Genomic DNA, 23,619 nt, shown 5'->3' with positions numbered 1-23,619 from the left:
CCTAATTATTTCGGTTATTTAGACAACCCATACACTGAAGCACCCAATATCTCATCCATTTCCAGAGTAATGAAAGTTTATATCAGATCACTCATTTGGGAATGCCGGATAGCTACCCTGTTGAATCCTGAAATCGATGCTCTGGAGGATCGATCTGGCTGTCAGAACATTCACGCACCAAAGCCATCCATGAGTACAATCGCTTAATCCGAGAAAAGATGACAGAGAACTATGCCAACGCTATTTTCTCTGTCATTTACTAAGACGGACTAACGAGGAAACAAGACCGAACCAAACCCATCCCAGATCCCGCCAAAAGTAGTGTAGGGATTATGCCTTGCACCACCACCTTTATTGGTTGTAGTTTCCTGCTCAGAAAGCATCTGTTGTCGCCGTTCAGCTGCAAGTGTAACAGCTTGCTCAACTAGGTCTTTGATTTCAATAGTCATGATTGGTCTCCAAATAGGTTGTTATTGCTGTAAATGCATTTTTCGAAACTCTTAGCCAACCTCCAATAATCTAGCTTCAACCTCTCAATTTAATCAAGCATTTCTAGAAGGGTTTTAGGGATGAAAGATAGTAGTTTTGTCCGATAACCCAATGCAGAATCAATGAACCTCTAATATGTCAAACAAACTATCTGTTGAAGTCTTCAGCAAAATGCAAGGCTTTTAGTGACTTAAATGCCCTCTAGGGTCACCCGAGACCTGCACTTCCAATTCAGTGGGGTGATAGTTATCTGTAAGGATTTGCGGACAACGCATGCAGGCTGATTTGCCTTCCTGTTTCCACCAGCGGCAATCACGACGAATCGCGCAAGGTGGCAAAGTCTCAGTCACGTGTGGTAGTTGATCAGCTACCCGCATGACCAAGCGACAATCTTGCCCATCAAAGTGAACACATTTATTAGCCTGACATGGAGACGCAATCCTAAACACTTCAGTGGGTGTAACGGCTTGAGTTTGGCTCAGTAGTTCTTCATCTAAGGGAATCGTCTTCTTGAGATAGTTCACCTGCGGTTGCTCAGCAGTTCCTGTCACAATACCGAAGACACGGCTGTCTTCAATTTCCGGTCGTCCGCTAGGGCAAAGGGTTAGATTGCGATCTACTTGTTCCCGAATCATATGGTTATTTTTCATGGTGTTTTGGTTGGAGTGTTAGTAGAGGACAAGCCCTGAGCTATCAGGTGTGGAAGATATTTTCCTGGAAGCAAAACTCTGATTGACGAGAAGAAGTTAACCAAATAACATTTGGAGTTATGAAAGCTTCAATTTTAAGTTTTTGCTGCGATGATTTTCAAAGAGTAGAAGGTGGGCGAGGCCCACCTTCTTTCAAGTTAAAAATAGAGCTGTTGCGAAATAAGGTAACAAAGTGGCTTAAACCCTTGTACCTCAATGGATTTAAGTTTTGTAACAAACGAACGTTCAAAAGCCTCTGCTACCAGTGCTTTTAGTTCGATTAGGTTCTTATTTCGCAACAAGTCTAATCCGTATTGGTGACGATGTTTGATGCTATAACTGATGCAATACAGGCGGGAGTCGTGAATACTGATAAAGCCACTACTCGGCTATCAGAATAAACTTTTCCTCCATAAATTGCATCTTCAGCATCACCAAGCTCAGTTAAAAATGATTCTGGGCTTTGCATCATCTCCAAACCTGCTGGAGATAAACTATCAATCTTAATACTGGACATTTTGATTTCTCCAAAAAACTAAATTTGCTAACATACACCGGAAATCAAACAACAGGCAAACTTCTATAAAAAATATGTCAGTTTTCCATATAGATTTGATTCGAGACAGGTAATATCCTGGCCTATATTTATTATGCAAACTCTTCCTTCAAACAACAAGATAAATGCCATATCTAAAAAGACATAAATAAAATACAAAAGACTTGAATTCAAAAAAATAAATTCCAACTTTTATCAGTTTGATTTATTTAAAGCCCAGCATGGCAAGGTTATCCAACGTAAAACATTCACTAACGCTCTAATTTCCACGTACGACGCTATGAAGCTATCCACAAGTGGTACAGCAGCTGCCTATGGCAGCTTAAAAAGAGACTGGTTTTAGAACTATTTCATCGAAGTGCCCGATTCAGGTTTTGCAATCTAAAATCTGAATATAAGAAAGGTTACTAACTGTCAGACAGTTAGTAACCTTTCTAGATTTGATTGTTTTAGGTTCAAAACTCTTAGCTTCTATATTCCCATCTCACCGAGAAGTCTCGACCCGAGATTTCTCGGCTTAATCTGGTGCTAATTTTTCCTGCCAAGCATTGAAGCTCTTGACAGATATTAATTCTAGCGTTTGATTAAGAAGAAGATATTGCTAAAGCGTTTGGCCAATTCAACAAGTTGAGACATATGAACTTACTTGGAACGCACTCAATCAAAGCTCCCTGCTAAGATTATTCTCCCGTCCGGTCAAATTCACGTTCTCAAAGCGAAAGCGACTCGCTTACCCAAGACATTCACTGTTCAATAGGTCGTTAAATAGGACATAAGTAAAATAGTTAAGACTGTTAGATTGAGCTTCAAATATTTTTTTGGAAACTCTCTCCTTCAGACTGGACTATTTTAGGATGTTTCTAAATATTCAATAACCAGCTTCAAAAAAGGTTGAAGAGCTCGATAAAATCAAAACTTTGATCGCTCAGCTGCTGAAACTTTTCTTCTGTAATGGATGGACCTCTTACAAAAAGACAAAAGTTCTGTAATGATGTCTTCCTCATTGCATCTTCTAGGGAAGTGATTTTCATAGGTCCAAAGGAGCATAGATATCCTCAGCATTAGCGTTGAGGTAAGGGCGTGTTAGGTCGAGGCCAATTTGCTGAAAATGTCGTTGAATAGTAGCTAGTCGCTGCTCAGGATAGTCTGGCTTGTCGCTAAATGTCTCTGCTTCTAACAAAGCATTCGCGACGATTTGGCAGCGGTTTTGACCGAAACTTTCAGACTGACCAAACTTGCGATCGGGCTCCTCGGCTAACCCTAGCCCCGGTGCCAGACGTTTGGTAAAAAGGGGTTCCTGCTGGCCAAAGTGAGACTGATGTTTGGCATAAACTGACTGCAACAATCCACGGACCTGCAGGTAGTGGGAACGCTCTACATACAGAACCCCTGCATCATGACGCTGATAATTGGCCGGGTTATAGAGCACTTTGAATGTGAAGGGCAACGCTTGGGCATTCATCTGTTGGGTAAGGGTCTTCATAACAGTTACGGCCCCTTGGCTCGTCACATTGAAATAGAGACGAACGATTGGTTCTTGTCCTTGCTCAACTCGCTCAGAACTCTTGCCAGCATTTCCCACGGCTACGTAAAAACCGTTCTGCATTAAATTACTGGGCAAGCGAATTGCGACAACTTCACCCACTGCCGCAGTCACCTCTGGGACCAAATGACGCTGGCAATTGATGTATAGGGTCAAGCCTCCCTTTTTGACAGTAAGGTTCTCCTCGGAGACTTGTTCGACGACCTGCCAACCCGGATCAAAATAGCCGGTTCCAGTATTATGCTGATGCAGTTGAGTCAAAAAGTCGAGATCAAGGCCAAAGTAAGTATTGTTCTCTAGATCTTGGAATTGAGTTTGTTTTTCGGAATCACTATCCAGAGCCAGTTCCGTTTGTAAAGAACCGTTGTAGTAGATGCCATACAAAAAACTCCTAAGCTGGAGCATGAGATACTTTTGTTTTAAATCAGCCGGAACATGTTCAAATCGATTGACGATCTCGGGCGGAACTTGAAAGGGCTGATACTGAGGGTGTTTAATGCAAAGGTCTGACTGAATCATGACGGATGCCGCCATATCTTCTAAGGCATCAGCTAGGTTAGAAGGTAAAGTCGCCAGGGAGGCTGACGCAACTGAAGTGGAAAGAACCATAGTTAGAAATCCAAAGTAAATTTACATCACAGTAGAAAGGGTGGGCACCTGCAGGCTATCGGTACCAAACAGTGTCGGAATCGCTAATTCTGGCTGACAGAGCAAACTTTTTGCTACTTGCAGAGTACAGATCTGGTTATTGCCAAATTTTTTTTGATACCGTAAGACAGATTGAATCTGAAAAATCAGCACAATCCCAGCCAACTTCAAAGTCAGGGATAAAAAGTCAGGTCGCTGTGCCAGAATTTCAGGAAACTCATCAAAATAGGCCTTGACTAAAGCTTGGAGCGAAGGCTGTAACAGTTCCAGCGGAGTCATGGCCAATTTCAAGCTTTCTTCAATCGCCATGTCTTGACTAACAATTAAGCTCCCTAACCAGAGTTGTAAATAACTAGCAATTACCGATCCCAGGTCAAAAGCAGGGTCACCCCAACCTGCCTGTTCCCAGTCGATCAAACGAATCAAGTCAGGGAGTTCGGCGGAATCGGCAGAAGCAGTGGAAGATGACCGTAGGCGCTCTGGATGCAGTAAAATGTTGTTGATTTTGAGATCATTGTGAGTTAAGCAACAGGGTGTAACTTGCACATTAGCTGCTGCGATCGCCCGCCTCAAACTCGCAAAACGCTGGTAGAGGACAAAGAACCGTATCCCGTCCCCTGGTAGACCGCTAAAGATCTCAGGAGTTGGGCGCTCTAGGTTCTGCAAGTACGGTTTTCGGGTACTATTTGTAGCTGCTTCCTTAGTTAAAAAGGACTGATACTCCGCCTGGCGAAAAGTGGCTTTGTGTAGAGCTGCTATGGTTTGACCAATCGCGGTAGAAATTTGCTCCGGATAGTGATTTTCTTTCGCATAGAAATCTCCTAGGTCACGGTAATCATCCAGATACTCAAAAATAGCAATCGCATGTTCAGCATCAAAGTGTACTAGGCTTGATGCTGAAGGCTGTACCGCAGCAAACTCTGGAAATGTTTGCCAGAATTTGCGAATATGCCACTCATTGAAAAATTCGCCTGCGGCTTTACCATCTGGCGCATAACGCTCTTGCTTCACTAGAAACTTTTTGCCAGTGTTGAGGCTGACTAACAGGTTGAAGTTCTTCGCTGGCTTTAGTTCAACTTGTCCTGTCGGTGACTCCGGTTCAGTCCAGAGGTCAGTGCCTTGAAGATAGTCGAAAACATTTTGGGCGTTTAAACGAAAAATCATAGGTCATACGAAGATAAATGGTCAACAAAGAAAGCTGTCTATATTCGATATTTCTTTTTAGAAATTAACCAGACATAACAGCTAAAGTCATGTCACTGTCAGGATTCGCTTGTGCATAGTTATCTACATCAAAGTCAATTTCAATACTTTGGGCTTCTTCTTTTAGCCATTCCTTAAACAAATTATTTAAGATTTGCACTTTTAGAGACTCAGTTAGTTGTGCAAGAATGATTTCCTCGACCAAGATTAAGTGGCTACCCTGAGCCGTTAGAATTGGTTGCAAAAGTGTAGGTGGCTTAGAGGCAAACACAGCAGCCGAGATCTCAGGCTTCAGGTCTTTGCGACTGACGGCACCTCGATATCCACCAATACGCCGACTTTCTTTATCCTGAGTATACTGATGAGCAACATCTGAGAAGCTTACTTCTTTTTCTTCAATCGCATAAAAATATTCTAAAGCTAAGTCCTCATCCTCAAAAATAATTTCATAAAAAATAGCCTGTTCATAAACTATTCGATGTTCATAGAAATAGGGTTCTACCTGATCTGAGAAAAGATGGTCAGCCACTTTATGAGACAGTATATTGCCATGGATAAACTCCTCAAACTCATCTAAAGAGAGTTGATATTTTTCAAGCCAAGAAAAAGTGGCTTCTGCACTGTGTAGTTGATTCATGTTACGAAACAGGTCAGCAGCTTGCTGCAGCTCCTGAGGGGTGACATCCAGGCTCAAATTTTTCGCTTGTGCTTGGATAACCTGACGAGTTGAGATCGCTTCAACTAAAGTCGGTAGATGGGCTAACGTCTTAGCCTGATGGAGAAACTCACCGGGAGTCATTTTTATTTTTTTAACTGTATTCATAATTTAATCTCCCATGTCCTTATTTAAGAAGAAATAACACGTCAATTGAAATATCTGCTGAGTAGCCTATCTAGAGCTGTAAACCGTCTTTACTCAGCTTCTTAAAGGGGTCTAAGATAATGTCAACAATGCGACGTTGCTGAACAATCACTTCTGCAGTAGCTGTGTCACCTGGCCGCAAAGGAAGACATTCCTGAGGCGTCGGCAAACAAGGTTGGTCGAGTTCAATTTCTAGCTGATACGTATCGACATCACCTTGAATCGTTTCTTCAACTCGTGAAGTTGGAGAAATACTTGCCACTGTTCCTGTCGCAATACCGTAATCCTGAAAAGGGTAGGCATCAAATTTGAGTTTTACTGGCAGCCCTTCACGCAGCGATCCACTTTCGGTTGTAGCGATCTGGGCATTCACAATAAAAGTCGCTCCCTCTGGGGCAATTTCAGCGACCTTACTACCGGGTTGAACCACTGCCCCTGCTTGCTGAAAAGGCAACTCAAAAATAATTCCGGCCACAGGGGAGGTAATTACACGTTGCTCTAATTGCAGTTTAAGTGATTGAATCGCATGGGTACTTTGAGCAATTTCGGAAGTGAGTTGGGTGATTTGAGTTTCCAGATTTTTCAATTCTTCCTGTATCTGAAGCATCGAGAGTTCACCTGTGTGCAGCAAACTGTCATAACTCTGCAGCCGTTCTTGTTGTTGAAGCTTTGCCTGGATAACATCAGCCTGGGCCTGCTCATAGAGACGTTGCCGCTCCATCAACACATCCTCATGTTCGACAACTTCGACTTTAGGAATAATCTCTTGCTCGTAAAGGGTCCTATAACGGTTTAATTCTCGCTTGGCACTCGCAAGGTTCATTACCCTCAGATCAAGCTCAGTTCTAGCATGTTCGATTTGCTGGGTAGCCTGATCAATTTGAGTTTTCCGTTCCAGAGCTTGGGCTTGATTTTGTTGCTGCTGGATCGTGAGGGTAGTCGTTAGCTGATTTCTCAAGAGATTAAGTTGAGCCAGACGATCTGCTTGACCATCTCGCTGCTCTTGCGTTTGCCGTAGCTCAACTTCAATCAATTCAGAGTCTAAGACTAAGAGCTGCTGACCGACTTCAACACGATCGCCTTCTTCGACCTGGATAGTCGCAATTGAGCCTGCCACCTCAGTATCTAATCGCAGGGTCTGTCCTTTAGGTTCCAGACGTCCCCGAGCAGTGCCGGTTTCGTCAACGCGGGAAAACATTGCCCAGGGTAATACCACAGCCACAAATAGTAAGAGTAAATATAACAGACCTCGTGTCCAGACTTGAGGCATGCTGTCCAGCAGTTCTTCGGTAGCGTGGGACCAATCTGCTTTGAGAACTGGCGAGGATTTTTGGGCGATGGGTTGAAGTGGGCTATCTTTCTGCAGCTCTGGTTGTTTTTGCTGTTTTTTGGATCCCTGTAATGGAGTTAGCAAAGCAGCATGGGCAACGTGACCATTGAGAGAATTGGGCATCGAATTCACCAAAATTAAGTGATAGATAATAGATAGAGATAAATAAAATTAAAGGGGCAAAGATTTTGAGATATTTTTTGCGTCGCAGCAGACAACACTTCATGTCAAGCAATGGCTCAATTCAAGGTGGCTAATTGTTGTTGATTGAGGTAGTAGTAATGACCTCGACGAGCCATCAGGGCTTCATGATTCCCTGACTCTACTAAAATCCCGCGATCTAATACCAGAATCAGATCGGCATTACGAATAGTCGATAATCGATGAGCAATTACCAGTGTTGTTCTGTCTTTGATAATTTGATTTAAGTTTTGTTGAATAATACGCTCTGATTCTGCATCCAGGTGAGAAGTTGCCTCATCCAAAATTAACAATTTTGGGTTGCCCAGGAGTGCCCGAGCGATGGCCAGTCGCTGTCGCTGTCCGCCTGATAACATGCCACCACCTTCACCAATTTGAGTCTCATAGCCCATGGGTAATCTGCGAATAAACTCATCGGCTCCAGCCAAAGTAGCTGCTTCCACAATTGATTCAAGGGACATACTGGGATGGCCCAGGCTAATATTTTCGCGAATTGTGCTGCCAAAAAGAAAAGTATCTTGATCGACGACCCCAACTTGTTGACGAAACGACTGCATGGCTAGAGTCGATAGGTCATAGCCATCCACCAAAATTTTGCCATCCGTAGGAGGATATAGTCCTAGCAGTAATTTAGAAATCGTAGTTTTACCTGAGCCACTGCGGCCCACCAGAGCTACCATTTGTCCTGGTTGCACCTCAAAACTCAGATTTTCGAGTACGTTAATGTCACTGTCAGGATGGTAGCGAAAAGTCACCTGATCAAAGCGAATTTTACCGTTAATCAAGGGCAAGCCCTGTCGCACTTCAGTGAGCCAATTTTCCTCTGGCTCAGCATCGAGAACATCATTAATGCGCTCTACAGCAATAGCAACCTCCTGGAATTGATTCCAAAGGACTGTTAAACGTTGAAAAGGACTAATAACATTGCCGAGAAGCATGTTAAAGGCTACCAACTGGCCAATAGTCAACTCATTTTGAATCACTAGCCAGGCCCCAAACCAAAGTAGGCCAGTAGTTGCCAGCGTTTCGATAGTATGACTAACAATTTGTAAACGATTGCCAATAATTTGGCTGGAAAATCCTTTTTTAATTTCCTGATTTAGTAACTCTTCCCAATGCCAACGAACTGTTTGCTCGACAGCCATTGCTTTAACGGTTCTAACGCCAGAGAGAGTCTCAATCAAATAGCTATTTTCACTGGCATAGGCATTAAACACCTCTCGTGAAATTCGTCTCAGAAAAGGTGTGGCCAGCAGTGCTAATAAAAAGAATGGTGGAATAATCACCAGGGCTAGCAAAGCCATTTTCCAGCTATACCAAAACATAAGCCCGATGTAGACAAATACTGTCAACAGATCAAGCAAGATAGATAAAGACTCACCCGTCAAAAAACGTTCAATTTTACGATTTTCCTGGACTCTAGCAATAATATCGCCAACATAGCGCGATTCAAAAAAGCCCAATGGCAGCCGTAGAGTATGACGAATAAATCCGACGATTAAGGCCAGATCAATTCGATTCGCTGTATGGTCAAGTAGGTACTGTCTGAGCCCTGTCATAGCAACCCGAAACAGACCAAAAATGATTAATCCTAGTCCCACTGCCACCAGGGTTAATTCTGAGCGTTGCACCACTACCCGATCAAGGATAAGTTGGGTAAACAGCGGTGTAATGAGTCCCAACAACTGGATGCAGAGAGAGGTAATCAGAATCTCTAACATTACCACCCCGTGAGGCTTCAACAACTCAAAGAACTGCCAGAATGGAGTGGTGCTTTCTAGAGTTTCCCGAAAGAGCGCTGTTGGCGTTAATAGCAGAGCGTAACCAGTCCAACCAGCCTTGAAATCTTTCACGGTAAGGGTGCGCTGGCCGATTGCTGGATCAGCCACAATCACATGCTTAGGTGTGATTTCGTACACCACGATGTAGTGCTTACCTTCCCAATGAACAATAGCCGGTAGCGGCTGCTTGGCGAGCTGATCCAAACTTGCCTTTATGGGACGGCTATTGAAGCCAACACTTTCAGCTGCAGTAGACAGGCCACGCAGTGAAGCCCCATTACGATCAACATTGGCAATATCGCGCAGACGATTGATGCTGAATCGTTTGCCCCAGTAACGAGCCACCATAGACAGACAAGCAGCCCCACAGTCGGAAGCACTTTGCTGCCCATAGAAAGGATAGCGCCGAATTATACGCTGAAAAAGGTGCCCAACCCGTTGGTTAGGTGTAGGAAAGAATGCTTTGCGTACCCGACTGGCGTTAGGAATTGACTTTATAGGGGCAAGGCTACTGACAGACTTTCTAGCAACCTTGCTGGCAGCTTCGCTGCTAGTTTCACGATTGCCCCTTAAGGAAATATCAGATTCTAGTCGGGCATTATGTATTCTTGCCCGATTTAACAAGTGTTGACGGACCTCAGGAAAGTGGAACATCAGATCATCTATCCAGGACTGAGGCAGAAAGCCAACTTCCACCCCTAGGGAAGCCCGCGCAGAATAAGTTAGAAACTCACCATCCGCCGGAAACAGAGTACAGTCACCAAAGGCACCACCAGGACCAATGGTCTCTACCAATTGTCCTGCTTCATTGAGGAGACGAATTTTCCCAGAAAAAACAATGTAAAGTCCAGGCTTATCCTGCTGACTATGCCAGAAAGCGCCAACCTTTGGCTGAGTTTTCTGAGTCTGTTTCAGACACGCTTGTAGTTGAGCTTCTGAAATAGCTATCCTAAAGAGATGACTGAGTGTCTGACAGGAGAGAGAAAACGCTACGAGATTCTGCGCCATCGATATTTGACCTCTTGTTCAACGGATCTAAATGGGGTTGTTTGCGCGTGCGATTGATAGAAGCAGCCAAATTCATCTAGAAACTAAACTTGTAAAATCTAGCTCTGAGCCACATAGCTTAGTTGATAGAGCCCAGATTCGAGATTAGAAGCTGGTTGCAAATCGTGAATCGCAATTTTTTTTGCACGAGCTTTTAGTTCTGATGCCTGAGCAGCTGATATATCCTTAGACGTTGTACAGTCAGTCTTAGACAAAGACTGAGGCCGTGTGGATAATCCCATTTGCTTGAGTAATCGATTGATATGGCGATCGCTAACTCGAATGTTGTATTCTTTCTCCAGGTGTTTGCTTAGCCAACCTGCAGTCCAGCGACGAAAGACATACCCGTGATCGCGAGGGCTATGTTCGACCAGTTCTTTCAGGCGATTGAGATATTCATCATGAACAATCTTGGGTCGCCCTAGAGTGTTATCACAGCAGGTATGGGCCTGACCTGATTGTGCAATCAAAATCCAGTGTCGTGCTGTCGCATGACAGCAACCAAGTAGCTGACAAATCTCTGTTTGAGATTTACCCTGATCAGCGAGCAACATAATTTGAATACGCTTGCACCACAGCGTTGACAAATCGCCTTTTTTCAGACGTTTTTCTAAAAGTTTGCGCTGAAAGGTAGAAAGATATTGCGAAGTAGGCTCCGTCGAAATTGTTTTACTTTGACCGAATGTTGAGTCAGATTTAAGCGTAGAAGTAATCTCTATTTGAGTTTGATTAAATTTCATGGGAACTCCTCCAGCAGAGAAAAAATCAATGTCCTTACGGAAGTCATTAGTAAGCGTCTATTGACCTATCAGGGGAGTTTCTAGAGATTATGCAGAGTGATACAACTTTTTTAGATGAGTATGAAACTAAGCTCGACTTAATACATTAAGAGGTATAGCAAACCCAGTCGGACCAAGGACTAAGTCGTTACATAAAAGCGATATAACTGCTGGATTATGCCGAGCCATTGCCCTACCAGCGAGACCGCCCAGCTTCAGTAACAAGCACTTGACCAAGTCCAAAACCTTAGCGATCACTCGACACTCTAATGCCCTACTTAAACCAAATTCAGCCACTTATAGCAACTTGGGTAAAGCTAAGTCAGTGGCTATACGTTCTATTTGAGAGCAAGACATTACAATCCACTACGTCAAGGCTTCGAAATAAATACTGTAGTGCCCCCCAAAATTATGGGGGCATTTCAGCCGTCGATGACACCGCTTTTCCACCCAGCAACCATCGCCAGACTCCCCATGGAGCTGCCTTGACTTTGCCACACTCATCTGAGCACAGGCCACACATTTTTGATTAATCCGTCGCGCCATCCACCTTCAAAAATCGAGTAACCGCCAAAACGCTCTGATTTCAAGGGACATGATAGCTCAAATTCAGCATACTATTTTTAGGTTGGGTCGGAGGAAGTGTTACCACTTCGCCCCTCCCACTTAGATCCGGACGTGCGACTTTCACCGCATCCGGCTCCCGACTACCTGAGATAATTCCAGCCGTTTGAGGAGAGAATTAGCGTTTGCCCATATGGATATAATCGTGACAAGATTCATGGACGGCTAAACAGTTGTTTATCGCCCAATTATTCCGGTCACCATCAATGTGATGTAGATGTACTTTTTCACCATCGATGAATGCCAGATGACATTCTCCACATGTATGGGACACGACTTGGAAGGTTATGAGCAGAGAAAAATAACCTGTAAGGCCTCGCGATAGTCCTTCAGAAAGCCTTTTAACATAGACCCAATCCCAACCAACGGACAATGCATCGGTGCTTTTCCTGCGACGGTCCACCTATTATCTTAAATAGTCGAACGACCTAACCTTCCAAATCGTATGGCTTGGGTAGTCGCGATAACGCTTCAGAACACCAGCGACGGCCTCTTCACTGATATTCAGCTTTCTAGCTACGTCTGCAACCGTCGAGTTGATTAGCATCCGAACTAGCCACTGTTCATAAGGCTTGGCGTTGGGACTCCGTAACTCATGCCAACTCAGTCGTTCGGTGGTAGTGGGCTTCCTCTCGCAGAGTGGGCAGCGGTAGCGCTTAGGGCAAAATTCAATAAAAACAGGCGTTTCAAACAAGGGGAGGTAACGTAGCTGGATGGCAGGTTCAAAGCCATGAGAGTGCCTGATCTGTCGGCCACATTGATGACATTAGCCAAGCACCCTGGTCAGTCTTGGAAAGATCTAGGACACGAACGTCCGGTAGGTCAAGAGGGATACGAATAGAGTTATCCATAGCTAGCCTCCATGGAATCGACCACCTCAATCATCCCACAGGTGTCATGCTCTCATCCGTAACGCTAGATATAGTAGTCGACCACGGCAGTTCCGGAAGAGCTTTTTTTAAGCCCATAACAAAACCTAAAAGCCATTGAAAACGTCTTCTAATCAAACCAGTTACGTTGCATGTTTCAGGATTTTGAAACCGATGATACAGAGATTATTGCTGTTGCTCTGTTGCTCCCCTGAGGCGACTATTTAGCCAATATTCTTGTCTATCCGTTGGCCTTAGCAGAAACCTATCCACTAGTTTCCAACTTACTGACTGCATGTAAAAGTTGTCCCATCAGGCAAGATCGCTCCACAGAGGTTGGTGGCATCACTAAATTGAATGCCCCCTAACGATGCACCCTCAAGGTTGGCCCCCCGTAAGTCTGCGCCGCTAAAATTAGTGTCTGTCAACGTCGCATTTTCAAAATTAGCTTCCCGAAAATCTCCCTTACTCAGGTTAGCCTTTGTAAGATCAGCACCACTCAAATTTGTTCTTATCAGCTTGGCCCCAATCAAAAGACTGTTGGTGAGAACCGCACCACTGAGATTGGCATCTCTCAAATCAGAGTCACTCAGATTACTATGACTGAGATCCGAACCTGAAAAGTCAACGCCTCGTAAATTCTGACGACTCAGGTCAACGGACTGTAAACTGAGACCCCGCAAGGTCACACCCTCAATGGTGGCACCGTCGAGAGATGCTTCGGTCAGGGTGGCATTGGCGAGATTCGCACCGATCAGCTGTGCATCCTCAAAATTAGTATCGGAGAGATTCGCACCCCTGATATCAGCTGCAAACAAATTGGCTCCTTCTAAATCTCTCCCCTGCAGGTTAGTGTCTGTTAATATGGCAGCCGAAAGATTGGAACGACGGAGGTCCGCTGTATCCAACTGAGCTGCATGCAAATAAGCAAGAGCCAGATCTGCATTCCGAAAATTGGTAGAGGTTAAAGTAGCCTCCCGCAGGTCAGCGGCACGGAGACTAGCATCCTCGAAATTTACATCTCGTAGGTTTGTTTGTCGCAAATCGGCAATGAACAAATCAGCCTCGGTGGAGACAGATCCCTCCAGACTACTGTGGCGTAAATCAGCCCCCGCTAAGATAGCTTCGGTCAGATTAGCATTGGTTAAATCCGCATTGCGCAGATCAACACCATCTAAATTGGCCCCACTCAGGTCCACGCCCGTCAGGTCTTGACCATTGTAGCCATGGGTAACTAAGTCATACACCAACCGCCACTTAGCCGATAGCATGGTCTGGTCATCAATACGAAGATCTGCTAGCTGTGCTCCTTCTAGCCTGGCATTTTGTAGATTGGCTCCCCGCAAATCCGCATTACGGAGGTCTGCATTACGGAGGTCTGCATTATGTAAAAAAGCTCCCCGCAGATCCGCCGTGTTGAGATTGGCATTTTGCAGATTGGCCCGACTCAGGTTTGCCTGTTGTAGATAGGCATGGGCCAAATTGACTGCTTCTAGATTACATCGTCTACACTGTCGTAGTTCGCGCAGGGCCTCCAAATCGTTAGCGCTAAATGCCTTAGCTGGTGAAGGCATCAGTAGTAAAACAACGATAGGCAAAACAAATGTGGGCTTGGAACAGGGTGTGATCATTGGTTGAAAGGGGGCAACAGGAGAGAATAAACGATGTGGACAGGTTCCAAAAGTCTGTTAAGGAATCTGTACGGTAAACTGGCCAGGGTTGATAATCGAAATCACCCCACCCCAGGTACACATACATTTCGAACTATCATTCAGTGCCGGGAATGTGCCAATCAATACCGTTGGTGACCCCGGTGCCCACGGTGCCGGAATCACAGGAATACAGGGCATGGGCGTCAACACTCCTAAGGCGGCCGCAGTGGCAGTGGCTACCGTCGGGTTCGCCAACGACGTACACATTCCAAAGGGCATAACATTTGCAATCGGGACAAAGTCCATAATCGTTGCAGCGAAAGGCCCCGATGCAAATGCAGGTGGTCCCTTGGGAATCACATTAAGCGTACTTGGAGCGACACCAAACGGACATTGGAGCATTGCCCCCGCCACAACTTGCATTCCCATAATTCACCTTAATTTAGCTTCAAGATACTGCCCGCCACCTTAGTCATACCGGTACTCTGCACATTGACACTCCCCTGACCTTTAACATCCACCATCGCTCCCTGTAGCTTGGCACTCGCATTGGCCTTCATATTCAGTTGCGTACCCGTAATATCGATTCCTGAACTACTGAGAACAATTTTATTGCTACCCACCTTCAGGGTAATTTTAGTTGCGCCCGTGAGGGTAATCTCACCACCATTAATATTGATCTTTTCACTGTTGCCACCGGTTCCCGATTTAGCATTGAGACTGCCAGTGGAGATAATATTCACATTCTTACCACTGTCATCCATGGTGATTTGATGACCACCTTTGGTTTTTAGATCGATTTTTTTGTTTTTATCATCCAACTTCAGCTGATGGCTATCTTTCGTCTTGAGCTCAATGTACTTATCTGTATCATTAAAATGCAGCAAATGATTATCGACCGTGGTTAAGTAAACTCCTTTTTTACTATCCCCCTTATCCTCTTCGACAAACTGTAATGTGTGTCCCAAACGGGTTTTGAATGTCCGTAACCGCACCTTGCCTCCGGCAACAACATCCTCTGTCTTTTCTGGAGGGGCATCTTTGCCATTCCAGATTCCGCCCAACACAAAAGGCCGATGAATATCGCCATGTTCAAAGGCTACCAATACCTCATCATTAATTTCCGGCAACCAATCCACCCCCCGTGATGGTCCCACCCCTGCTGATACCACCCGCGCCCAGTTACTCATATGGTCCTCGGTTAACGTGGGTAGCTTAACGCGCACCCGTCCCCATCCCTTCGGATCATTATTGTCGGCAACAATGCCCACCATGTGGGTTTGCCCTGGCTGTAACGTATTTCTGGCTTCCAGGGTTTGGAGCAAATCACCACCCCGCAGCCCCCTAACCGCAAACTCTGTTGTATAGATCCGTTCATGGAAAAGTTGACGGGTTTCTGTGACATAATAGCTCCCGCTATACTTACCCATTCCGGTCAACTTAACCACTCGCCCCGGACGGATCAAGGGGTTACCTTCCGCCCGCGCATCGGCCTGGACAAACTCTCCCCCCAGTTCATCAAATAGGGCCTGGGCCATGGTCTTGGCCTCTTTGGATTGAGAGATCGGTTGGTCCACCATAATTAGGGTGGGAGTGCTGGGCTGTCCATTAAAGCTACTGACGGTTGTACTACCCGCACCGCTATCTGTTTCTGTTAAGACCTTTTGGGCGGAGCTAATACTTTCCGCAATCACTTCCTTACGACTATAGTCCCACCCTCGCACCTCCACACTTTTCATTTGTTCCGCACTGCTGACGCGGACGCGAAAACTGTGGACGTTTTTCAACCACTCCAATTCTAGGGTGCTATCTTTTTTAGGTTTACGAAAATATAGTTTCCCATCCTGCACAAATAGTTCAAATCCATTGCGGGCCGCCCGCTCCCGCAAAAACTCCATATTGGTCTGGTTTTGTTGAAACACATAGCCACTGGCCCCACCAATGTCACCATAACCATAGGGACCGCCCGTAGTATCTACAGTCCCGACTGAAATGCCCACTTCCGACGCAATAGATTTAACAATGTCAGAATCTGTTTTATTCTGGAATGAGCGATTGTGACGACCGCGATGTAACCAATGGGAGGTATCATAACCGCGCACAATGATGGGCGCTTGGGCCTCACTGGTGAAATGGGTTTCAATCGCTGTAATTTCGCCCTTAATCACATTACCTTTGTTCTCATCATCAAAATCATCGGACTCTGTCGTACTAGAGGCAAACCCAATTTCTATGGATTTGCCAATTTCAAAGAGTTTCTCATGTTTCCAGACTTCATAATTGGCAGCACCACCATAATAGTCATTCCGGATGACAAGGGTAAACATGCCTGGCAAATGCAAGCTCTCCTCCACAACAATTTGGAGGATGTCGTCCATTAATTCAGATGACGCCGTTGATCCGTCAATTTTGAGCGTAGGTTGGGCGATAAAAGAGGATGCGGGCATAATAGCAGCATTATCTCTACGGAGAATACTTCATTTTAAAGGTGGTCGTTATCAGCGGACACGTTGAGTGAGATAGATTCACATTAGTATAAATAAACCTTGTCCACGTCCAGAATTGTAGTTTTTCTGGTAAGAGTTCCAGGATTCAACTTGGGTGTGGTTCAAAAATATACAGAACCTAATATTGCAGATTCCCGTAGCTTCCTCATGTTGGTCGCCCCGGTGTTCCCGTATTACCAGTGCCACTAACTTCTCCGACCTCTTTGAGGGTAATATCCACGGTGGCGCGAACAGGTGTCCCATCGGCTAAGAACATGGTGAGCTTATAGGATAACGACTCCACAAAACAGCGTAAATATTCTTGCTTGCCCCAGGTTAAGAGATAGATGGGAGGACGCTCCTGGCTATCCATAAATTCAACTGCCTGTCGAAAATTTTCGACATATTTATCGATCACATTTTCACCGGTTTCATAGGTATCAAAAACCAGACCAGAGACGTTAAGACTATAGGGCTCAGGCGAACCAAAACTCACCTTGGGCAATCCCTCGTCAGTACGCGCCCCACCAGGGCTATTGAGGCGAAGACTGCGACTGAAGCTTAACTCCGTTGGGTTAAACATAAATTCAATATTGTTGCCACCCCCTTGGGCAATTAATTTGGCTTTTACAAATGTACTCATCAGTTAATAAAACTCATCGCGGATATTTGGGCCCTCGGCGCTCTTGTTCCAGGCAAAGGCGTTGTCGTAAAACGCTATAGACTTCTTGAGCGAGTAACTCTAGATACTGACTATAGTTCCGAATATAATTATCTGTCTCCAGTTGACTAGTGTCTGATGAACTACGGATGGTGACCGTGGGTAGATCTTGGGCTGTTTGGATAATATTTGTAGGTGATGTTGATGCGAATGCAGCTGATGATAAATGTGTTGGTGATGAATCTAGTTTACGTTGAACAGAACCAGCCATTTTATTGGTAAGGTACTCAGATGCTATGGTGCGATCGCTAGACGCGGTTGATGCGATCGCCGAATCAGGGATCGGAGAGGCAACCTTATCCTTTGTGTTTGAAAGATGCGAGACTGCTTGAGGATTTAAGTCTTTGGCGGATATATCCGCGTTAGACGTAGGATGAAAATGGGTGACAAGATCTTCAATATTAGACCAGGCATTGGGCAGTGTGGATTCTGTGAGCTGTGCTGGGGTTTGACCATCTATTTGACGTTGAATGGTGTGATTGTTTACCTGGGCAGGTATTTGATTAACTGTCTGTCGTTGAATAGTGTGGCGATCTAGAGACTGGATAGACGATCCATCAGAAGTTTGACCTGGAGCTTGACCTGGAGTTTGAGTTGAACTTTGAGCTGAACTTTGGGGTGACGATTGGATCAACGCTGGGGCATCAGGTAACGCAGGTGTTAACTGTGTTACTAAGTTTTCTAGACTCGACCAAGCGCTGAGAATACTGCCATCAATGTTCTGAACATGATTGTTCTGGTCATGATTGCTTTGGGATCGTTGAGTTTCACACTGGAACGTGGGGGCCTGCAATCGCGTCTCCAAAGACGGCAGAGAACGTAGCACACCAATCGACTTAAGCATATTGAGCGGCAGCGTTTGACCAGCATCCATACGAGTATCCCTATCCCTTACCCGTTGAATTGATATCTGATGAGCCTGAGATAAGTGAGTCACTGATTCTGATTTTGCCCTGGGTTGCACCACGAAGCGAAGAGGACGTAATACACCCAGCGGTTTGAGTACCGTCAATAATGGTGTGACCTGGGAGGTGTTAACAAGGATAGCCCCTGACTGGCTCTGGCTATTGGGTTTCCCAGGAGGGGTCGATGGAGTTGCTAATTGATGGGCTACCTTCTTAACAGTTTGTTCAGTTGAGGGTTTGGCTTGGAGAGTAGGGGGAGGAGACGGGGTAGAGATAGGGGAAGAAAGATTTGTTGTGGGTGCGATCGCACCATCCTGTTTTGATTGAATAACCTCACCATTAACCTTGCTCTGCAGCGTTTTAGAAATTTGCGTTCTAGGATTAATATTAGTTTTCTGTAACTCAGAACTATCAGCTACAGAGTGCTGTATCACTGCCACTTGTGAGAGGTTATCCGATTGTTGTTCAGTCTTATCGATATGGCTAGGGGAAATCGTATTAATCGTATGGCTGTTAGTGTTTGAAACATAGGCGATTGGGTCGATCATCAGATCAACAGCATTATCTACTACCGAACCAGACTTAAGTTGTATAGATTTAGCAGTTGAGGGAGTCAGTGGTTGAATAGATTGTCCTGGTTCTGCAGGCAAGAAATTAGAAGCTGGCGTAGGAGATGAATTTCCCTCAGGAGCAGCTGATTGATGGCGTGAGTGAGGCGTACGTTGCAGAGAACGAGATGGTGCCACCTCATTGACTGGACTGCTGTGTGGATGGTGGAAGTTAGAAGGCTGGGTAGTAGCAGCAGCAACACGTTGAACGATGGCAGGGGACCCTGGCGGGAGCAACTGCTGGGCGTTAGAAAGTGTTTCAGAGACCTGCATTCCAGAGGGTTGTTTAGGCTCAGCGCATTTAGGAGATTCAGATGATTTAGGTGTGTCTGATACTATACCGGACTGAATTTGAGGTTCGGTCACCTTGCACTGGTGTATTATCTCTTCGGTGGGTATCAATGGCTGTGTTACTGGATGATCTATCTCTATGGATACCTGTTCAGGTATTTCAGAGCATTGAATTGGTTCCGTAGATGCATGGGCATCTGCCATTGATAAAGTAGTCGCCTGACCCGAATCTATCGTAGCAGAGGTTTTTGATCGCACCGTCTGTTTAAGATGATCCGCTATAGTCGGTGGATCTGACTCTGCTACTGGTAGCCTCAAAACCTCTTGGGATTTGCGCTGAATCGGCTCTGAAGAAGTGGGAGACAAAGTTGATGGCGGAATAATCTTCTGAGCTGACTCTGCCGAAGGATGAGGAATAGCTTGCGAAGTTTGTTCAACTGGAGCACTGGAAGATGAGTGCGATGGCTCAGTTGCTACGTGAACATTATCAAATGACAATTGCCGACCATCAGAACCGGGGACAAACCGTGTTAGCTGAGTCAGAGATAGCTGAGCTTGCTCTAATGAAACTGCCTGTGTAGTCGAGCCTGATACTTCTTTAGATTTGGCAATATCTGCCTCAAGGTTGAGTAATGGTTGACGCTGAATTCGAAAACTGGGGATTTCAGAAGTTAATGTGTTCTCTTCAGCTAATTGAAGCGGTTCACCCCCTTCTAAAGGTTGCACTTTTTGGGAAACAAGTGGTGATTGTGGCGAGGAGGAGTGAATCACGTTGTTATCTACCGAGGTATTATTCTGACGCTGAATCGGGTCAGGTCCAGCAATAGGACCAGATATCTGAGCCTGAGGCTCAACCGTAGGTAAATTAGCTAGGTTAATTGCTTGTTCCCGCTCGATTAATTGAGAAGCTGGGCTACCAGGAGACTGGGGGATGCCTTTTTGGCATTGAAGCATATCAGCCTGGTTAGTATCTGTCTCTGCTACAGGAGGAAGTATCTGAGATACTCCTGCTGATTCGGCAGAAGCAGAGTCTGCAGCGATGACTCGGTTAATAGCTGGATGATTAGAAGTGCCTGGATTACCAGAGATATCTTGTCTTGTCGGTAGACGAGATGCACTATCAGAAGGCTGGTTTATATTTGCCTGGTTAGATTGTTTGAGTTGAAGCACTGTTGGCTCATTGGTCCAACTATCAGCAGCCATATCCTCAGTTGATAGCAGGTTAGTAGGTTTCTGAGGGGTTGACGCTGACGAATGGATTGATGGGCTAGAGACGTTATTGTCTACTGAGGTGTTGTTTCGATACTGAATCGGGCCAGGTCCAACAATAGGCTCAGATATCTGAGTCTGAGGCTCAACCGCAGGTAGATTAGCCAGGTTATCTGTTTGCTCCCAATTGATAGATAGAGCAGCTGGGCTACCAGAAGATGGGGAGATATCTTCCCGGCGTTGAAGAATATCAGACGGGGCTGCCCCTGTCTCTGATACAGGAGGAGGTATCTCAGGCACTCCTGTTAACTTGGTAGAAACAGAGTTTGCCGTGACGGCTCGGTTAACGACTGGATTGTTAGCAGTACCTGGATGACCAGAAATATCTTGTCCTGAAGGTAAATGGGAGGCATCATCAGAAGACTGGGAGATGGCTTCCTGACGTTGATGAAGAATATCAGACGGGTTAGAGCCCGTTTCTGATACAGGAGAAGGTATCTTAGACACTCTCGCAAACTCGTTAGAAGCAGAGTCTACGGCGATAGCTCGATTAATGACTGAATTATTAGTCGTCACTGAGTGGTCAGAACTGTCTTGTCCTGTCGGCAGGTGAGATACATCATCATCAGATGCCGCCGCCGGGGAGATATCTTCCCGGCGTTGAAGAATATCAGATGGGGTTGCCCCTGTATCAGATACAGGAGGAAGTATCTCAGGCACTCCTGTTAACTCGGTAGAAACAGAGTTTGCCGTGACGGCTCGGTTAACGACTGGATTATTAGCAGTACCTGGATGACCAGAAATATCTTGTCCTGGAGGTAAATGGGAGGCATCATCAGAAGACTGGGAGATGGCTTCCTGACGTTGATGAAGAATATCAGACGGATTAGAGCCGGTCTCTGATGCAGGAGAGGCTATCTCTGATACTCCTGCAGACTCAGTAGTAGAAGCAGAATTTACAGCAATAGCTTGATAGACAACTGGATTATTAGCAGTAACTGAATGACCGGAGATATCTTCTCCTGGAGGTATACGAGATGTACTATCAGAAGACTGATATAAATCTGCCTGGTTAGATGATTGTTTCGGTTGAAGTATAGGTGATTCGTTAGCCCAACTGTCAACAGCCACATCTCTACTCGGCAATGGGTTAGTAGGAGCGTGACTGATTAATGCAGATGGATAAACGGATGAGTTAGCAGCGTTGTTGTCTACCGAGACATTACTTTGGCGCTGAACCAATTCAGCGCCATTGATAGCCCCAGATGGATGCATTGTAGGCTCAACCATAGGCAAATTAACTGGGTTATTCTCTCGTTCGTGACTGGGAGATAAAGCAGCTTGGCTGGCAGGAGACGAGGAAATATTTTCCTGACGTTGAAGAATGTCAGAGGGGTCAGCTCCAGTCTCTGATACAGCAGAAGTTAACCCAGGCACTTCTGTTAACTCAGCAGAAACAGAGTCTGCAGCGACAGCTTGGTTAACAACTGGATGATTAGCAGTAGCTGAATGACCAAAAATATCTTCTCCTGTTTGTAGAGGAGATGCACTATCAGAAGGCTGGTTTATAGCCCTCTGATTAGATTGTTTTGGTTGAAGTACTGGTGGCTTATGGGTCCAACAACTATCAACAACACCCACTAACGGGTCATTAGGGGCCTGACTAGTTGATGCCGATGGATAAACGGATAAGTTAGAGGTGTTATCTATCGAGGTCTTATTCTGATGCTGAATTGAGTCAGGGATATCAGTGGGATCTAATGTTAGATCCGTAGGCTCAACCGTAGTCAGATTAACTGGGTTATCTATCCGCTCCTGACCAGGAGATAAAACAATTGGAATACCAGAAGGCTGGGAGATGTCTTCCTGACGTTGGAGAATACCAGACCGATCAGACTCTGTCTCAGATGCAGCAGAGGGTATCTCAGGCAATCCTGCTACTGACTCTGTCTCTCCCAAGTCAGCGGCGATAGCTCGGTTAATAACTGGATTGTTGGCAGTGCCTGGATGACTATTCTGTCCTGTCGGTAGATGAGATGCGCTACTAAAAGATAAGTCTGAAGATGAAGCTTTATTCGTCGGGTTAAATTGTTTGGGTTGACCGATGGGTGACTCATCAGTCCAACCATCAACATCCCTAGCCGCTAATGGGTTAGTAGGAGCCTGACTAGTTGATACTAATGGAGAGACAGATGAGTTAGGAATGTTGTTATCTGTCGAGGCATGGCTTTGGCGCTGAATCAGCCCATGGGTATTGAAGGACTCAGACGGTTGTGTCGTATACTTAGACGAGTCTATACCCGCCTGGCCAAATTGTTTTGATTGAAGGAGGGGTAGCTCATTGTTGTTGTCTACCGATGTATTATCTTGACGCTGAATCGGGGCAGAGCTGTCAATGGGATCTAATATCTGAGTCGTAGGCTCAACGGTAGGCAGATTAACTGGGTTATTCTCTTGTGCATGATCGGGAGATAAATTAGCTCGGCTGTCAGAAGACAGGGAGATATTTTCCTGACGGGAAGATGTGGAGGCTGATTGTTGTGAACTTTGTAAGCTTTGCACTGCCTGGGCAATATTCACTGGTGGGACACCTACAGAAGGTAATTCCGCAGGTGTTTGTCGTTGCACTGTTTCTGAAGGGATAAATGGAAGATTATCAGCAGATAACGTATTGTTGGAATAAGGAGAGTTGGGTGATGTAGGCGATTGCTGTTGGGAATGTCCCATAAAGTAATTCTGTAGGTCAGTTCGAAATGATTTGGCCTGAACAGAAGATGATGTATCTGAATCCGATTTCTTCTCTGATACAGTTGGATGAGATAGCTGTACCGGAGCGTTAACAGCAATATTATCCGTTATTAGTTGAGGGGATGCCGATTCAGGCTGAACACCTACATCAGGTATTGACGAAGGTTGCGATACCAATTGACTAATTGTACCAGGGGCTCCCTCACTAACTGAAGGTATTTCCCCTGGTACTATAGTAGGAAAACCATTGGGGTAGAATGTTTTAAGATCTAGAAACGATATGGACGATGCACCTAGGGGACGTCGTTGCCCCACTCCAGACGGCCCTAAGGGACGACATAAACCTAATGGAGAGCAATGACCCAGAGGCTTTGCCAT

The 23,619-nt window shown here is 45.4% G+C and carries 15 protein-coding genes and 1 pseudogene; all 16 read right to left on the bottom strand.

Translation table 11 applies throughout. The features are described 5' to 3' along the window. Nucleotides 1–269: 269 nt before the first annotated feature. On the bottom strand, nucleotides 270–449 hold the full coding sequence (locus U2F10_RS35680) for a hypothetical protein (RefSeq protein ID WP_163670235.1): 180 nt from the start codon (nucleotides 447–449) through the stop codon (nucleotides 270–272). Between the two features lie 222 nt (nucleotides 450–671). Beyond that, the gene (locus tag U2F10_RS35675; RefSeq protein ID WP_250565177.1) at nucleotides 672–1,139 is read right to left on the bottom strand and encodes a nitrogen fixation protein; all 468 of its coding nucleotides are present in this window, start codon (nucleotides 1,137–1,139) and stop codon (nucleotides 672–674) included. Nucleotides 1,140–1,482: 343 nt separating this feature from the next. Then, a complete protein-coding gene (locus tag U2F10_RS35670; RefSeq protein ID WP_499869537.1) occupies nucleotides 1,483–1,695 on the bottom strand; it encodes a hypothetical protein in 213 nt (70 codons plus the stop codon). Between the two features lie 1,066 nt (nucleotides 1,696–2,761). After that, nucleotides 2,762–3,886, bottom strand: a complete 1,125-nt coding sequence (locus U2F10_RS35665) for a T3SS effector HopA1 family protein (protein ID WP_163670238.1) — start codon at nucleotides 3,884–3,886, stop codon at nucleotides 2,762–2,764. 21 nt (nucleotides 3,887–3,907) lie between these two features. Then, nucleotides 3,908–5,089 (bottom strand): phosphotransferase, encoded by a 1,182-nt coding sequence (locus U2F10_RS35660; RefSeq protein WP_163670240.1) that lies wholly within the window; start codon nucleotides 5,087–5,089, stop codon nucleotides 3,908–3,910. A 64-nt stretch (nucleotides 5,090–5,153) separates the two neighbouring features. Further along, nucleotides 5,154–5,951: a peptidylprolyl isomerase gene (locus tag U2F10_RS35655; RefSeq protein WP_499874832.1), complete on the bottom strand. Its 798-nt coding sequence runs from the start codon at nucleotides 5,949–5,951 to the stop codon at nucleotides 5,154–5,156. Between the two features lie 70 nt (nucleotides 5,952–6,021). Beyond that, the gene (locus U2F10_RS35650) at nucleotides 6,022–7,443 is read right to left on the bottom strand and encodes an HlyD family type I secretion periplasmic adaptor subunit (RefSeq protein WP_163670244.1); all 1,422 of its coding nucleotides are present in this window, start codon (nucleotides 7,441–7,443) and stop codon (nucleotides 6,022–6,024) included. Nucleotides 7,444–7,559: 116 nt separating this feature from the next. Next, nucleotides 7,560–10,310: an ABC transporter transmembrane domain-containing protein gene (locus U2F10_RS35645; RefSeq protein ID WP_499874831.1), complete on the bottom strand. Its 2,751-nt coding sequence runs from the start codon at nucleotides 10,308–10,310 to the stop codon at nucleotides 7,560–7,562. A gap of 98 nt (nucleotides 10,311–10,408) precedes the next feature. Next, complete coding sequence (locus tag U2F10_RS35640) at nucleotides 10,409–11,089, bottom strand: helix-turn-helix domain-containing protein (protein WP_163670253.1); 681 nt, start codon at nucleotides 11,087–11,089, stop codon at nucleotides 10,409–10,411. 405 nt (nucleotides 11,090–11,494) lie between these two features. Next, nucleotides 11,495–11,674 carry a hypothetical protein gene (locus U2F10_RS35635; protein WP_083876767.1) on the bottom strand — a complete coding sequence of 60 codons (180 nt, stop codon included), beginning with the start codon at nucleotides 11,672–11,674 and terminating at the stop codon, nucleotides 11,495–11,497. Between the two features lie 541 nt (nucleotides 11,675–12,215). After that, a pseudogene (locus tag U2F10_RS35630) lies at nucleotides 12,216–12,603 on the bottom strand (helix-turn-helix domain-containing protein); the annotation flags it as partial. A 302-nt stretch (nucleotides 12,604–12,905) separates the two neighbouring features. Then, the gene (locus tag U2F10_RS35625) at nucleotides 12,906–14,252 is read right to left on the bottom strand and encodes a pentapeptide repeat-containing protein (protein ID WP_499874830.1); all 1,347 of its coding nucleotides are present in this window, start codon (nucleotides 14,250–14,252) and stop codon (nucleotides 12,906–12,908) included. 57 nt (nucleotides 14,253–14,309) lie between these two features. Then, nucleotides 14,310–14,702: a DUF4280 domain-containing protein gene (locus U2F10_RS35620; RefSeq protein ID WP_163670257.1), complete on the bottom strand. Its 393-nt coding sequence runs from the start codon at nucleotides 14,700–14,702 to the stop codon at nucleotides 14,310–14,312. A gap of 8 nt (nucleotides 14,703–14,710) precedes the next feature. Next, the gene (locus U2F10_RS35615; RefSeq protein ID WP_499874829.1) at nucleotides 14,711–16,720 is read right to left on the bottom strand and encodes a VgrG-related protein; all 2,010 of its coding nucleotides are present in this window, start codon (nucleotides 16,718–16,720) and stop codon (nucleotides 14,711–14,713) included. A gap of 205 nt (nucleotides 16,721–16,925) precedes the next feature. Further along, nucleotides 16,926–17,402, bottom strand: a complete 477-nt coding sequence (locus U2F10_RS35610) for a CIS tube protein (protein ID WP_163670260.1) — start codon at nucleotides 17,400–17,402, stop codon at nucleotides 16,926–16,928. Nucleotides 17,403–17,415: 13 nt separating this feature from the next. Next, a complete protein-coding gene (locus tag U2F10_RS35605; protein ID WP_499874828.1) occupies nucleotides 17,416–23,619 on the bottom strand; it encodes a hypothetical protein in 6,204 nt (2,067 codons plus the stop codon).

It is taken from the genome of Leptothoe sp. EHU-05/26/07-4 (genome assembly GCF_043421015.1).
Classification (GTDB): Bacteria; Cyanobacteriota; Cyanobacteriia; order Phormidesmidales; family Phormidesmidaceae; genus Leptothoe; species Leptothoe turfae.
The sequence above is the reverse complement of the archived record's forward strand: the minus strand, read 5'-3'. Positions and strand labels throughout refer to the sequence as shown.